Genomic DNA, 14,904 nt, shown 5'->3' with positions numbered 1-14,904 from the left:
AGAAAGCCAATTATTTACAAATATATGAATAGGGGATTTTATGCGTCATTTTATAAATGTTATTGCTTTGGTATTTGCAGCGTTTTTGTTTGTATTGTTCTTTTATAACAACAAGATAGAAATTACGCAAGAAGTGCTTGATTTGTTTCCACAGACTAAAGATAAGAAAATCATTGATGTTTATCAAAAGTTTGCAAACTCCAATCATATCCTTGTTGCCATAAAAGGATTTGAGGAGGAATCTAGAGATACATTAGATGAATTTTTGTCAAAATTAAAAGATGTGCCAAATATAGATAGCATTATGACTCGCACGAGTGCTTCAGATGCGTTGGAAGATTTTCTTATGCAAAACTATCTTTATACCGCCGTGCCACAACCCATAGATAAGGTGCTTACAAAGGATCAAATTGAAACTCGTGTGCTTAATGGGTTAGAGACACTACAGGCTCAAATGCTTGAAGAAGAAACACTTGATAGCGGATTAATAGAAGAGAGTGAAGGACTAAATAAAAACAATAATAAAGAAAATACAAAGACTTTAGAATCTACAAATATGCAAAAAGAAAATAATCCAATATCTAAAACTCATAATACATTCCATGATAATGCACCCTCTTATAATACTATGTTTCACCCAAGCGATCCTTTGCAGCTTCTAACATTACAAATACCAAAACCTCATATTTTTGTAGCAAAAAATTATGGCTACATGGCTATTGTAACAATGAAAGATGTGAAGAGTGAGAAAGTGCAAGAGACTCTAGATAGCTTTATGCAGATTGCAAAAGAGTATCCAGATATTCGATACTTTTCGCAAAATTTTATGAATGTAGAAAATCTTGGTTTAATTCTTAATGAAGTCAATTTCTTGCTTAGTTTTGCAACTCTTGCATTTATTGTGCTTTATTTTGTGATTATTCGTATCCCATTGCTCACATTAAATACAATCTGCACTTTAATTACAGCAAATATTATTGCCATTTTGGTTGTATCAAGCGTGTATCCAAAGGTAACGATTATGGCACTAAGCTTTGGTATGGGGATTAGCAATATCGCTATTGATTATATGATGCATCATAACTTTTTTAATCTCTATGTAGGAGGCAAAAGGGTATTTAATCGCCCTGTATTTTATGGGTATATTACAACCATTATTGGGTTTAGTGCATGCTTATTTATACCATTCCCATTACTCGCACAGCTTTCTTTGTATGCAATTATTTCATTGACATTTTGCTATATTAGTTTTGCTTTCATGTATCCCCAAATTGGTTTTAGTAAGCCACGCTTATTCCCTAAACTCATGTATATTAGATTCCAAAAAATCTCTAGTTATTGGTTCTTAGGCATTGCACTTTGTGGATTTATCATTGCATTTATGTCTTTACGGCTTGATTTTGATTTATCAAAGCTTGATTATCAAAATAAGCATATGTTAAATGAACGCACATTTTTTGCAGATGCACAAGGTAATACAACACAGATTCTATTATCAAGCAATAGCCTTAATGGCTTAATCACTCTTGCGAGAGAAACACAAGAATTTTTACATGAAAATAATGCAAAAACTTTTATTCCACTCTCACTTATACCCACTAGCAATCAGATGGAATTAAATACAAAATTTATAGAATCTGAAATTGTGAGGAAAAATAAGATCGCATTGTTGCAATCGCTTCCACATTTAAAGACAAAGATTCTACAAATATTAAATAATGATGAAGATGATTCGGAAAGCTTAGAAGATAAAATGGCATCCATAGATGATTTGTTTTCCATGTTTAAAGAGAGTTATGTGCTTGATGATAAACCAGAGATAACATTAGATGATCTCTCTAGTATGGGCTTTAATATAGTTGTAGAAGACATGGAATCTAATAATATGGAAACAGATTCTGTAGTAAAATCAAATAATATTAGTAAAGATTCTAATGCTTCTATGCAACCTAATACAAAAAGATTTTATTATCTGACTATTGCACATAATAGCGATTTAGATCGTATTGACACTTTTTCAAAGCAGCTTAAGAGTGGAGAATCTGATATTGAAGTGCGAGGTCTGCAGCATATTATGGATAATCTTACAAATACAATTTATAAACCTATGCTTATTGTCCTTGCTATTGCACTATGTTTGATGATTGGCATGTTATTTATTACCGCAAGAGAGGCGTTTTTTGATTCTGTTGTGTTTGTATTATTTCCACTTTCATGCACACTTTGCGTGATTGCTTCACATAGTACATTAAATATTATGCATCTTTTTGCATTGCTTATTCTTGTTGTTGTAAGTGTTGATTATGGAATTTATTCTGTGAAAGAGGGAAAAAATTTGCGTACAGCCCATGCAATATTCTTTTCAATTCTCACGACAGGTTTATCATTTGGGATTTTAATTATTAGTGAGACAAAAGCACTTAATTCATTTGGAGAAGTCATTTTTGTGGGCATGTTATGTATCCTTGCTCTACTTATTTTACATCGTCCGTTACATCGTAGCAAGTAGTTGTCATAAGAATGTCATTTTTATATACCTCAATTTTGAAAGATTCCAAAATGTGTTAGAATGATAACCCTACCTTGTTCAATTAGGGAAGTAATAAATTGGGAGGGGAAAATCATAATATGATCTATGGTAATCTTTCATTAAAATATAAATTTTTAATATTAGCACTTGGTTCTTTCATAAGTTTTGCGATTTTTGTTGGTTTTATGTTGTTTGGAAAAGAAGAAATTGGAGTAAGTATGCAAGAAAGTCTTAGTAGCATCATACAAAAAGAGACAGAGGAAAAGATAAAATTAGGTACAGATTCTATGGCATCAAGCCTTGGTGTCTTGGTTAATGGTTTAGATGAAAAGTCACAACTTGCAATTATTGCCAAAGCTATAGAGGATTTTCATTTTGAAGATGATAAATCAGGCTACTATTTTGTCTATAAGGGGCATGTCAATGTAGCCCATCCAAATAGAAAAGATTTAATCGGCACCTCGTTACAAAATGCAAAGGATTCAAATGGGGTGTATTATGTGCAGGAGTTATATAAGAATGCAAAAGAAGGTAAGGGAAAATTTGTATATTTTGTATTCTCTAAACCATTGCCTGATGGACGATTAGGCGAGGCACAGAAAGTTGCATATTCAGCAATGATTCCAAATACAGATAATATGTGGATTTCAACTGGTGTATATATTGATACTCTGCAAGGTCATACTAGTAAAATCTCAAAGCTCATACTCACAAGTATGCAAGAAATTTTACATAGAAATATATGGTTTTCTATCATCATTTTTCTAGCAATTTTTTGTCCTTTAACCATAATATTTTACAACAATTTGACAAAGGGAATACGAATTTTACAACATAACATTGTGTCATTTTTCCGCTATCTTAATCGTGAGATTTCGCATATAGACTTCATCCCTTTAAAATCTAAGGATGAGTTAGGGCGTATGGCACAAGTTATTGGTAATAATATACAGCAAACAAATGAGTCTTTAAAGCAAGATTCTATATTAGTGCAAGATGTGTTAAATATTGTAGAAGAAGCAAAAGTTGGGCGATTTGGTAAGCTTGTAGTCCATAAGAGTCTTAATCCTCAAATCAATGAACTAAAAGATGCGATAAATGCTATGTCTTCTACTTTATTGGAATTGTTAGGTGATGATTTAAAAAAAAGTTCACGCGTATTTACCTCCTATGAAAATAATGATTTTACAGATAGGATTGAAGATGCAAAAGGCTTTGGTGTAGCCATTAATGGGCTGGGTGATTCTATTGCTCAAATGCTTAAGATATCAGCAAGTTATGCACATGAGTTAAGTGAAAAAAATAAGGAATTGGAGAGTGCAGTTGAAAATCTTACTCAAGGTGCACACACGCAAAGTCAATCATTGCAAAACGCAGCAGCTCAAATAGAAAATATTACTGATTCTATGCAGAGTGTCTCAAGTCGAACAAATGATGTTATTAGGCAAAGCGAAGATATTAAAAATATTATAGGAATCATACGTGATATAGCAGATCAGACAAATCTACTTGCTTTAAATGCAGCTATTGAGGCAGCAAGGGCAGGGGAGCATGGCAGAGGTTTTGCAGTTGTTGCTGATGAGGTGAGAAAGCTTGCAGAAAGGACGCAAAAAAGCTTAGGTGAGATTGAAGCAAATACAAATGTATTAGCACAAAGTATTCACGATATGGCAGAATCAATACAGCAACAGACACAAAATGTAGGTAATATGAATGAGACAATCTCCCAGCTTGAAAGCATTACAGAGCAGAATGTAGACATTGCCAATCATTCACAAGAGATTTATAATGCAGTAGATTCTATTGCAAACAAGATATTAGAAGATGTGAAGAGTAAGAGGTTTTAAGATATGTATTTTACAACCGCCTCATCCCTAAAATAATATTTGCTATAATGTTATATAAATTAAAGTATTAGGGGTGGTTTTATGTATGTTAATATTTTGGGTTATGGCGTTACAAACAAGGCATTAGTTACTCTCTTAAATAAGCAAAATATAACATGTCATATTTATGATGATAAATATAAAAATGATGAAATAGATTTAATGGGGAATATCTGTCAGTCATTTAAGAAGATAGCGACACTGCAGGAGATAAATCCACATGGAGACACAAATTTAGCAATTATTAGTCCAGGGATACAGCCAGATTCTGCATTTTTAAGTTATTTTAAAAACATTATCAGCGAGTACGATTTTATCTTTCATATTGCAAAGGGGATATATAGTATTTGGGTGAGTGGGACAAATGGTAAGACAACAACAACCGAAATGTTATCTTGTATGCTCAATGCAAAAAGTGGAGGTAATATTGGTATTCCACTTGCTACACTTTTTATGCAAGATTACATGTGTGACACCATACAAACTCCAATAGATATAAAACATTTTCAACATCATAAACGCATGTCAGAAAATTACAAGGTGTATGATGTACCATCAATGCAGGATTGCAATGCTCTATGGGTGCTTGAAACAAGCTCTTTTAGCCTACATTATACATATTATGCTTTACCTAATATTTATATTTTATTGCCTTTAAGTCAAGATCATATAAGTTGGCATGGTGGATTTGAAGCATATATTGCTGATAAGTTAAAACCACTTCAATATATGAACTATGCGGCAGATTCAAAGAAGCATTATGCTCTTATTCCACGTGAACTTATGCAATATGAGGTAGCAAAAAATATTATAACTAGCACAAAAGCCAATGTAATGCTTTATACAGATTCTAGAGATCTTTACGCATATTTGCAGTGCGAAAAGAAATATTTTGATTACTTTAAAGAGCCTTTTAAACTTGATTTTATGGTGGCTGCTAGTGGTATGCACTTTGGTAATGTTGCGTTTGATATAGATAATATCTTGGAGTATAAAATCGGTGCATATCGTATGGAAGAGCATAAAAAGCATGGTTTGCTCTTTATCAATGATTCTAAAGCGACAAATCCACATGCAGTTTTATCAGCATTATATACATATAGACATCATAGAATATATCTTATTTTGGGCGGGGATTCTAAGGGGGCAAAAATGGATATGCTGTATCCATTCTTGCAAGAAAATAAAGTAAAAGTATTTAGCATTGGAAGAGATGGAGCCATGATAGCAAGTGAGTGTAGAGCAAATGATATATGGGTGAAAAAGTGTTTCACTCTAGATAATGCTATGGAGTCTATCTATTCTGTGCTATGTAATGATTATACGCTAGATTCTATCAACGATATGGACAAGCATTGTGATGATTCTAACAGACCCATTGTTATGCTATCTCCTGCATGTGCAAGTCTTGATCAATATTCATCATATAAAGAAAGAGGCGATAAGTTTAATGAACTTATGGAGAAAATATTTGAATGATAGTTTTTTGGATTATATAACTAATTACGCAAGTTGTGTAATGATTGCATGATACAAAGAAATCGTTATGGTTGTAAATAGCTCACTAAAGAAGTATCCATATAATCTTTATGACAAATATTTAAGTACGTTTTCATGCTGAAACCTTAAAATATCACCGTGCTAATTTTACTCTAACTCTAAGATTTTTATAATTTTTCAGTGTAATATAAAAATCTTTATGATAAGTATGTGGTGAGAAAATGCTTATATGTTACATCTTAGTGTGCATTTTAATGACTAACTGCATTCTTTAGTTATAATCCCAAGGAAATTATGTTGGATGAATACAAAAATTAAAAGGTTATATTATGGATGTAAAAAAGACAAGCACACAAATATATACAAACACAAAGAACCAAACTAATATAAATATTTCTCGTCTTCCCTATGGCACAAGTGTGAGAAAAGCTACACAAGATTCTAAAGATTTAGTGGAATCTCCCTTAGAAATTCATGAGCACACAGATCCTAACCCTGTAGTTTCTCAATCCATGATACATAAACAAGAAAGCCAAAAAACACAAATCTTAACATTAAAACATGCACTTAAAGTAGATTCTAAAAAAGCTGCAGAAAAAGAGCAATTTGTGCTGAAGGTTTCGATGTATGGTGCATTAATACTTGCAGTTTTTGGTATTGGCTTTGGGATTTTAGTTAAGTCAATGACAGTCATTTTTGATGGCTTTGTTGCCTTGATTAGTGTGGGACTTGGTGCATTAAGCGTAATTACTTCACGTTATATTTATAAGGAAGATGATGATATTTTTCAGTATGGCTATGTTCGGTTTGAGCCTATGGTAAATCTTTTTAAATCTCTTGTGCTTGTTTTTGTATGTATATATGCTTTTATTAATGCATTGCAGAGTATCATTTATGGTGGATATGCAGTGGAGCTTGGCGGTGCTGTGGCGTATAGTCTGTGTGCATTTGCTTTCTGCACAGCATTGTTTGTCTATACTTTATTTTATACAAAACTTTTAGAATCTGATTTGATTAAGGTGGATAATACAGAGTGGAAGATTGATTGTGTGTTGTATTTGGGTGCATTATGTGCTTTTGGTGTGATTTATTTCCTGCTAAGTCCATAGAGTATTTTTGCAATGTATGTAGATCCTTTGCTTTTAGCATTGCTTTCTTTAATGCTGTGTATTTCACCTATCCGCATAGCTATTGCAAATTTTAAAGATTTGATTATGGTTGCTCCAAGTGAGATTGATACTAAAATTACGCAGATTACAGAATCTTTGAGTGATGAATTTGGCTTTAGTGATTATGATACGCATGTGGCAAAGTCTGGGCGTTTTTATATGGTGGAAGTAAATATTTTAGTGGATAAGGATTGTAAGATTGCATCAATATTAGAATTTGATCATATACGAGAAAGGATTGAAAAATCTCTTGAAATTCCAAGCTATAAGATATGGCTTTCTGTGAGCTTTACTGGAAATCCAAAGTGGCTATAAGGTTGGTTATAGGAGATTACAAAGTGCAAAATTTTTTAAAATATGCCAAAGATCTTAAACTCTTGTTATATACTTTTTGGTTAAACCCTAGTGAGAATATATAGAGATTATCTTTTGATTTGTGATTGGAAAGGTTAGTACTTTGTGTGATAATAGATTGCTTGTATCATATGTATGATGATATAGAATCTAGTGGGTTGTATTATTGGCGATTAATACATATCATTGAGTGCTTTATATATTATGGCTCCTAAGCGAGATTTTTTTGATCCTTGTAGCATGTCGTTTTTGCTTGCGTGTGTGTTAATTTGTATTGCATTTTCTAGATTATTTTTGCAATCATAAAATTGCAATAGGAATTGTAATGGATTGTCATTATTTGCTTTTATATATAGTGTTTGTTTAGCTTGTGGGTTAATCTTGATAAATTTACTTAATTCAGTTGTTATAATTGCTTGGATGTCATTCTGATAATTATATAAGCCATTTAACTCCCAGTGCAAGGCATAGCTAGGATATGTAGAAATCATATTTTGAAAGTCAAGAATCATAGCATTTCCATAACTCATATTTTTTGTTAAAGCCTGATAGAGTGCAATGTCTTCTTTCAATCCACTTAACTTCGTTTTAAATTTTTTATATTGTGAAAAAGATACTTGGTTGCAAGTTTGAAGTATTGTCTGAAGATCGTTTTGTGCATGGATTATGCGATTTCTAATCGAGCCCTCTAGGACTTCTTTGCTTACTCTTACGCGGACATTAACCCTATTATCTTTTTTTGTTGTTTTTTCAACCTCTACTGATGGTATGTCTTTGATTTTAGATTCTAAAAGTGTATTGCTTATACCGCTTGTTTGCAATGTATTATTGTGTTGAGCAATATTTTGCTGTGTTGAGTATCTAATACTCACCTGCAAATTTGTTGCAAGATCCTGCAGTGCATATTGTTTTGCAAGATCAAAATTGACTCCAGATCCCTCACCATAGATATAGTCTTTACTTGGTTTATCTTTATTTAAACTCGCATTTTTTACATCTTTACAACCATATAGGCTAAGTAGCACTATAGATATTAAGGTATATATGAAAATATATGAGAATTGCAGATATTTTTGCATGTTATCTCCAATCGTTTGACATCTAAATAAATAGGGAATTTACACTTTCATTGTGATAGATTCTGCGTACAACTTCTGCAAAAAGTGGTGCGACAGATAGAATCTTGATTTTTGAGCTTGTCTGTTGTAATGGGATAGAATTGCTTAGCACTACTTCATCTAACACACTTTCATTGATTTTATCATACGCATTACCGCTTAAGACTGGGTGTGTGCCAATTGCCATAACGCTTGTAGCACCCTTATCTTTTAGTGTCTTTGCAGCTTTACACATTGTCCCAGCAGTATCAATCATGTCATCAAGTAAAATAACGTCTTTATTTGTAACATCACCAATGATATTCATTACTTCACTCTCATTAGCTTTTTCTCTTCTTTTATCAACGATCACCAAATCTAGTCCCAATTGATTTGCAAAATACCTAGCCCGTGCTACACCACCGATATCTGGACTTGCAATAATTGGATTTTTTAACTCTTTTTTATGTCGTATATAATCCCTAAATACGATTGCTCCATAGAGATTATCTACTGGAATGTCAAAAAAGCCTTGTATCTGTCCTGCGTGTAAATCCATAGTGATAATGCGATTTATACCCGCACTTTGTATAAGATTAGCAACAAGTTTTGCGGTAATAGGCACTCTAGGAGCCGCCTTTCTGTCCTGCCTTGCATAGCCAAAATATGGGATCACAGCGTTAATAGAGTTTGCGCTACTACGTTTAAAAGCGTCTGCCATTATGAGTAGCTCCATAAGGTTATCATTTGTTGGAGCACAAGTTGGCTGCACGATAAATACATCTTTTCCACGTACAGATTCACTAATTTGCACGTTAATCTCACCATCACTAAAACGTGTCAATAATGCTTTTGATAACGAACAATCAAGATGCGTTGCTAACTCTCTACTGAACTCTGGGTGTGCGTTTCCTGTAAAAATTTTGAAGCCTTTCAAAGTATTCCTTTTTTAATTTAATGTTTATATTGTGAATATTCGGTATCTAGAATTTTAGCTAAATTTTTTGGAGAATATGATAAAGCGAGGCTTATATTTTCTCACATACATTATTCTAAAGTCTATTTTTTAGAGACTTTGTTTATCCTATAATATCAAAAAATATTTTTTTGATGTGCTTAAAAATGCTTTATTTAAGTAGTTTTGTGAATGCTGAAGTGTATAGTTATGGCTTATATGTTATCAATATTGTTTTTATATATAGGTGTTTAAGTGTTTACAATAAAACTTATATTTTTAATTACAATAATTTCTTGATTCTAAATAAATTGGATCCCAAATACTTCAATCTCTTAAAATCTAGTGAGTTTTAAGAGAGTAAGAAATCATACTTATAAACTTTAGAAGCTAAAAAAGGTTAAATTTGTGTAGGAAGTAAAAATACATAAAATACACTAAGTGATCAAACAAGATGTCTTTGTATTATGATCTAACATGTATTTTGAATTACTAGATTTAAAATATATCCTAAAATTTTGCTTATAATAATATTCTTATTACATAAAACAATAGAATCAAGATAGATTCTGTAGATAAAGGAATAATATGCGATTGTTTATCATATTTTTTGTAAGCATTCAGATAATGCTTGGGGCGGAAATATATGGGGTTTTTAACGTAGCGGCAGTAAGAGATTCTAACCTTATGATGGATACAAGTGGTATTGTGTCAAATATTTATGTTGATGTGGGGACAGAAGTTAAGAAAGATGATGCACTTCTTTCACTTTCAAATGAAGATAGAATCCAAAATGTTAATATGCAAAAGGCACAACTAGAGGGTGCAAAGGCACAATACACTTTTGCAAAAAATCAATATGAGAGATTTAAAAGGAGCGGGAGTGCTATTGATAAAAATACATTAGAGCAAAATTATTCAAATTATAAGAATCTTGAAAGCACATATGATAATTTGCAATATAGTCTTAAATATCAAAGTGAACTTTTGCGGCGGACAACGCTTGTTGCACCATTTGATGGTGTGATTGCTAGTCGTAATATTGAGCTAGGGGATGGTGTAGGGGCAAATCAAACAAAGCTATTTCGTCTTATTAGTAATGAAAAAAAGATAATTATCCAGTTTGATTCTAAGTATCTATCAGATGTAAAAATTGGAGATATTTATCGGTATAGGATTGATGGAAAAGGTGTGGAAAGAGAGGCAAAGATATACAAGATATATCCAGCTGTGGACGTGAACACAAGAAAAGTGAGTGCTGAAGCGATTGTGCCAGATTCTATGCAGCCAGGTCTTTTTGGTGATGGCTACATTATAACAACAAGATAAAATACATACAAGTAATGCTCAATCAAAAGTCTGTAAGCCAAATTGTTATATGAGTTGTGCTTGTGGCGTGGTTTATGATAAGTCAGTGGGTTTATTGTGAGATAAGAGTGCATTTTGTATATATTTGAGATTCTTATCTAGAATGTGACTAGGAGCAAGAAACACAAGATTCTATGTATATTCTAGATTTTTTATGTCAGGAGATTTTAATGCAGTATGCAATTATAAAAGTGTTTTATGCGTTAATGTTTTTACAAAATCCAACTCTAGATAGACATCAAAGTTTAATAGATGATCAAACTCAAGATAAATATCAAAGCTTAATGGAGTGTCAAAGCGAAAAAGACAAGCAGACAGGTTGCATTGAACGAGAATTTTATAGAAATGGTGTTATCTCACAAGAGCTCCCATATAAAAATAATCAAGTGCATGGTGTTGTTAAAGGGTATTATAAAAATGGGCAACTTTTAGATACTATACCATATTATAACGGTGAGATGCATGGAGAAGCAGTATTCTATGATGAAAATGGCAATATTGAATGTAGGGCAAATTATCGTTACAGTATGCAAGAAGGTGAAACAACATGCTATCACTTGAATGGAAATATTTTTAGTGAGGGGACATACAAGAATAACGATAAACATGGCATTCACAAGTTCTATTTTGAAAATGGAAATATAAAAGAAATATCCCATTACCAACATGATAAGAGAGAAGGTGTAAGAGAAACTTATTATGAAAATGGGATTCTTAAACAAAGCACACCATTTCATGATGATAAATTGCATGGTGTCCAGCTAACTTATGATGAAAACGGAAATATGTTTGTAGAAGATACTTTCAAAGATGGAAAATTAGATGGTATTACAGCATATTACCATGAAGATGGGAGACTTAGAATCAAGATTTTGTATCATAATGATGAAATAATAGAGGCTGCATGTGGCAATGGAGATAAAATCCCAAGCACAGATTTTAGTAAGATAAAATATCAAGTTTATGATTTGTGTTTAAAATAGCTCATATAGATTGTAGTGATAGTTTTGCAATTATAAAGCAGAACAGGCTAACATGCAGCTTATCTTACAGAGGACATGTGATCTCTAACTTATTAAAAATATGAGATTTTTTGCGTTTATTGCATACATTAACATATTCTTTTTCGCTTTAGATATAATTGCAAGTCTTAGTTACTAAGAAGTGTTAAAGGAATGATATGTATGAATCTATTGATTTTTCAAAACTAGCAAAATACTCAAAACCTGGACCAAGATATACAAGCTATCCTACTGCAAATGAGTTTCATAAAGACTTTAATGCGGTTACACTTTTAGAATCTTTTAAGCGTGCAGATTCTAAATATAAAGATAAAGATTTGTCGTTATACACACACTTACCATTTTGCAAAAGCGCATGTTATTTTTGTGGTTGCAACGTGATATATACGAGCAAAGAGGATAAAAAGGAGCGTTATATACAATATTTGAAAAAAGAGTTAACTCTCCTTAAAGATTCTATGGATACAACTCGGAAAGTTGTGCAATTCCATTTTGGCGGTGGCACTCCGACATTTTTTGATGCAGGGCAACTACAAACAATTACACAAATGATAAAAGATGTTTTCCCAAATTTTTCAGAATCATGTGAGATAAGTTGTGAGATAGATCCACGTCATTTTAACGAAGAGCAAATGGTGGTGTTAAAGAATTGCGGTTTTAATCGTATAAGTTTTGGGGTGCAAGATTTCGATATGAAGGTGCAGCAACATATCAATAGAATCCAACCCTTTAGTCTTGTGGAAAATAGTGTAGCTTTAGCTAGAAAATATAATATAAATTCTATTAATTTTGATTTGATTTATGGTTTGCCTTATCAAAATGAAAAGAGTTTCGCAAACACTTTGGAATCTGTTATAAAACTTAGCCCAGAAAGATTAGCAATCTTTAACTACGCGCATGTGCCATGGGTTAAAAAAACTATGCGTAAGATTGATGAGACAACTCTTCCAAGTCCAGAAGAGAAACTAAAGATTCTGCAAAACACCATTGAATTCCTGCATGATAATGATTATGAAATGATAGGTATGGATCATTTTGCAAAAAAGAATGACACTTTATGTGTTGCAAAACATGAGGGGGAGTTACGTAGGAATTTTCAAGGTTATACAACAAAAGGTTTTTCACAAACAATTGGTATTGGTTTGACTGCCATTGGAGAGGGTGTGGATTATTATACACAAAATCACAAGGATATGGCAAATTATGAAGCAAGTTTAGATAATAATACTTTGCCTGTGGCACAAGGTATTCTTTTAAGCCCTGAAGATATATTGCGTAAAGAAGTAATTATGAGTTTAATGAATAATGCAAAGCTTGATTTTGATGTAGTTAATAGAAGTTTTGGGATTGATTGCATTCAACACTTTTCTAATGAACTTGAGGCATTAAAACCTATGTGTGAGCTTGGTTTGCTTACAATGGATTCTCATAGGATTGAAGTGAGTGCAACAGGTAAAATGCTGATTAGAAATATCGCAATGATCTTTGATACATATTTTACAAAAAATATCACAAAACAATTTAGTAAAACAATTTAGTTGTATTATAAAAGCTTATAAGAGATTGTCTTATTTATAATCCTTAAAAGTAAAATGGCTTAGATTGTTTTTGCCACTTGCAAAATGTGCATGTAATAGGCATTTGACAAGATGTATGTTTTGCAACACATTTTTAAAGAATCTATTTTATATATTTGATATAGAAAATATGTAGGCACAATCCTCATAGCCACTTTGGATTTCCAGTAAAGCTCACAGAAAGCCATATCTTATAGCTTGAAATTTCAAGAGATTTTTCAATCCTTTCTCGTAGTGTGATAAGATGATTAAGATAGGATTTCATAACATAGAGTAAAGCAATTTTCTTTTTGTGTATAGCTGTGGAATCTGAAATTTGCATCATGCAGGGAACAAAGATAATCAAAACACTCTTGAAACATTAGATTATGTCCATCTTGTGCAATCAGGCGTAATATATTGCCACGATAAAGTTTGGCATAATGACTAATTGTCTTTCCTTCTTTTTGAAACTCAAAAAAGAAATGAGGTAGTGTTGGTTTAAAAAGTTTTGTGTAGATTCCAGCACGTAAATCAATAACATATTGCTTTGTCTGCATTATTTGCTCTAAAGGCAATATAAATGGAGCATATACGTCTTTTAGTGTGAGATTTTTTATTTTTGTACCCTGTTTTAACTTGTAATAAGGGATAGAATCACTTGCCCTTATAACACCAAATAGATTACTAAAAATAAGCACATTATGCAAAATAAAATCCTTAGCATTTTGTGATAATGTATGAAAAGATAACCCCTGAAATGCTACTCCATTATAACGTTCTATGGCTTTTAATAATTTTTTAGAATGTAGGGCTGCATGTAAATCAAAAATATTTTTATCATTAAAGCTTTTTGCACCATATATAGATTCCAATAAGGCCTTATCTCTATGCTCCAAAATCGCAGACAACGCGTCATAGTAATGTGTGATAATGTCTATTCTATGGTGATTTAATACCTCATTTTGCCACAAAGATTCTAGAAAAAATAATGACTCTGTTTTTTGTATGGACGTCTCCCTAAGGAAATCATCATCATTGAGAAATTTATCTTCACTTGGACTAAATAAAATAACAAAGTTCATATTTACCCTCGATGTTATATGAAAGTTGTGTATAAGTGAGAGCAAGATTATAGATATGCTATCTTGCCATTATATGTGTGTAATTGTGATTAGGATTGTGGATGTGCTTTTTTGTGTTCGAGTATCATTGCATATGCTTGATCTTTTAGGTGTAATTTTTGCTTTTTTAGCACCTCAATTTCTTGATTGCTAAGATGTTCTATGCCATTCTCTGCATTCTGTATCTTTTGGTCTAAGTCATTATGCTCATTAAAAATCTTTTCAAAATGCGCATTGTGCTGCTTAAGATATGTGATCTCTTCTCTATATTCATGAAACATGGCTTCTCCTTACAAATCAAATTAAGATGTTGATATTTTAAACTAAAATAATTAATAAGCTA

The 14,904-nt window shown here is 32.1% G+C and carries 10 protein-coding genes and 1 pseudogene; 7 read left to right on the top strand and 4 right to left on the bottom strand.

Features of this window, described 5'->3' with window-relative positions:
* Nucleotides 1–40 precede the first annotated feature (40 nt).
* From LS81_RS04800 to LS81_RS04785, 4 genes and pseudogenes are all read left to right on the top strand, one after another.
* Entirely contained in the window at nt 41–2,509 is a 2,469-nt protein-coding gene (locus LS81_RS04800) for an MMPL family transporter (protein ID WP_034346000.1), read from the top strand.
* Between the two features lie 119 nt (nt 2,510–2,628).
* Nucleotides 2,629–4,377, top strand: a complete 1,749-nt coding sequence (locus LS81_RS04795) for a methyl-accepting chemotaxis protein (RefSeq protein WP_081955912.1) — start codon at nt 2,629–2,631, stop codon at nt 4,375–4,377.
* Between the two features lie 81 nt (nt 4,378–4,458).
* Nucleotides 4,459–5,895 carry a Mur ligase family protein gene (locus tag LS81_RS04790; RefSeq protein WP_034345998.1) on the top strand — a complete coding sequence of 479 codons (1,437 nt, stop codon included), beginning with the start codon at nt 4,459–4,461 and terminating at the stop codon, nt 5,893–5,895.
* A gap of 533 nt (nt 5,896–6,428) precedes the next feature.
* Nucleotides 6,429–7,400, top strand: a pseudogene (locus LS81_RS04785) (cation diffusion facilitator family transporter).
* A gap of 212 nt (nt 7,401–7,612) precedes the next feature.
* Here LS81_RS04785 and LS81_RS04780 read toward each other — a convergent pair.
* Both LS81_RS04780 and LS81_RS04775 read right to left on the bottom strand, forming a co-directional pair.
* Entirely contained in the window at nt 7,613–8,464 is an 852-nt protein-coding gene (locus LS81_RS04780; protein WP_237022200.1) for an LPP20 family lipoprotein, read from the bottom strand.
* Between the two features lie 76 nt (nt 8,465–8,540).
* The gene (locus tag LS81_RS04775) at nt 8,541–9,473 is read right to left on the bottom strand and encodes a ribose-phosphate pyrophosphokinase (RefSeq protein WP_034345995.1); all 933 of its coding nucleotides are present in this window, start codon (nt 9,471–9,473) and stop codon (nt 8,541–8,543) included.
* A gap of 606 nt (nt 9,474–10,079) precedes the next feature.
* Here LS81_RS04775 and LS81_RS04770 point away from each other — a divergent pair.
* The 3 genes from LS81_RS04770 to hemN all read left to right on the top strand — a co-directional run bounded on the left by LS81_RS04770 (nt 10,080) and on the right by hemN (nt 13,419).
* A complete protein-coding gene (locus LS81_RS04770; RefSeq protein WP_034345993.1) occupies nt 10,080–10,820 on the top strand; it encodes an efflux RND transporter periplasmic adaptor subunit in 741 nt (246 codons plus the stop codon).
* 209 nt (nt 10,821–11,029) lie between these two features.
* A complete protein-coding gene (locus tag LS81_RS04765; RefSeq protein WP_034345991.1) occupies nt 11,030–11,842 on the top strand; it encodes a toxin-antitoxin system YwqK family antitoxin in 813 nt (270 codons plus the stop codon).
* Between the two features lie 197 nt (nt 11,843–12,039).
* Nucleotides 12,040–13,419: an oxygen-independent coproporphyrinogen III oxidase gene (gene hemN, locus LS81_RS04760; RefSeq protein ID WP_034345989.1), complete on the top strand. Its 1,380-nt coding sequence runs from the start codon at nt 12,040–12,042 to the stop codon at nt 13,417–13,419.
* 287 nt (nt 13,420–13,706) lie between these two features.
* Here hemN and yaaA read toward each other — a convergent pair whose 3' ends face one another.
* Complete coding sequence (gene yaaA / locus LS81_RS04750; RefSeq protein WP_034345987.1) at nt 13,707–14,522, bottom strand: peroxide stress protein YaaA; 816 nt, start codon at nt 14,520–14,522, stop codon at nt 13,707–13,709.
* An 89-nt stretch (nt 14,523–14,611) separates the two neighbouring features.
* Complete coding sequence (locus tag LS81_RS04745; protein ID WP_034316582.1) at nt 14,612–14,842, bottom strand: HP1242/YdcH family protein; 231 nt, start codon at nt 14,840–14,842, stop codon at nt 14,612–14,614.
* Nucleotides 14,843–14,904: the final 62 nt, after the last annotated feature.

It is taken from the genome of Helicobacter trogontum (assembly GCF_000765905.2).
In the GTDB taxonomy this organism is placed as follows: Bacteria; Campylobacterota; Campylobacteria; order Campylobacterales; family Helicobacteraceae; genus Helicobacter_A; species Helicobacter_A trogontum.
This window is presented reverse-complemented; position numbering and strand designations above follow the sequence as displayed.

What these genes read in the sequence shown, in the direction of transcription:
- LS81_RS04800 (WP_034346000.1), top strand. Translation starts at nt 41, where the DNA reads ATGCGTCATTTTATAAATGTTATTGCTTTGGTATTTGCAGCGTTTTTG.
- LS81_RS04795 (WP_081955912.1), top strand. Translation starts at nt 2,629, where the DNA reads ATGATCTATGGTAATCTTTCATTAAAATATAAATTTTTAATATTAGCA.
- LS81_RS04790 (WP_034345998.1), top strand. Translation starts at nt 4,459, where the DNA reads ATGTATGTTAATATTTTGGGTTATGGCGTTACAAACAAGGCATTAGTT.
- LS81_RS04770 (WP_034345993.1), top strand. Translation starts at nt 10,080, where the DNA reads ATGCGATTGTTTATCATATTTTTTGTAAGCATTCAGATAATGCTTGGG.
- LS81_RS04765 (WP_034345991.1), top strand. Translation starts at nt 11,030, where the DNA reads ATGCAGTATGCAATTATAAAAGTGTTTTATGCGTTAATGTTTTTACAA.
- hemN (WP_034345989.1), top strand. Translation starts at nt 12,040, where the DNA reads ATGTATGAATCTATTGATTTTTCAAAACTAGCAAAATACTCAAAACCT.
- yaaA (WP_034345987.1), bottom strand. Translation starts at nt 14,522, where the DNA reads ATGAACTTTGTTATTTTATTTAGTCCAAGTGAAGATAAATTTCTCAAT.
- LS81_RS04745 (WP_034316582.1), bottom strand. Translation starts at nt 14,842, where the DNA reads ATGTTTCATGAATATAGAGAAGAGATCACATATCTTAAGCAGCACAAT.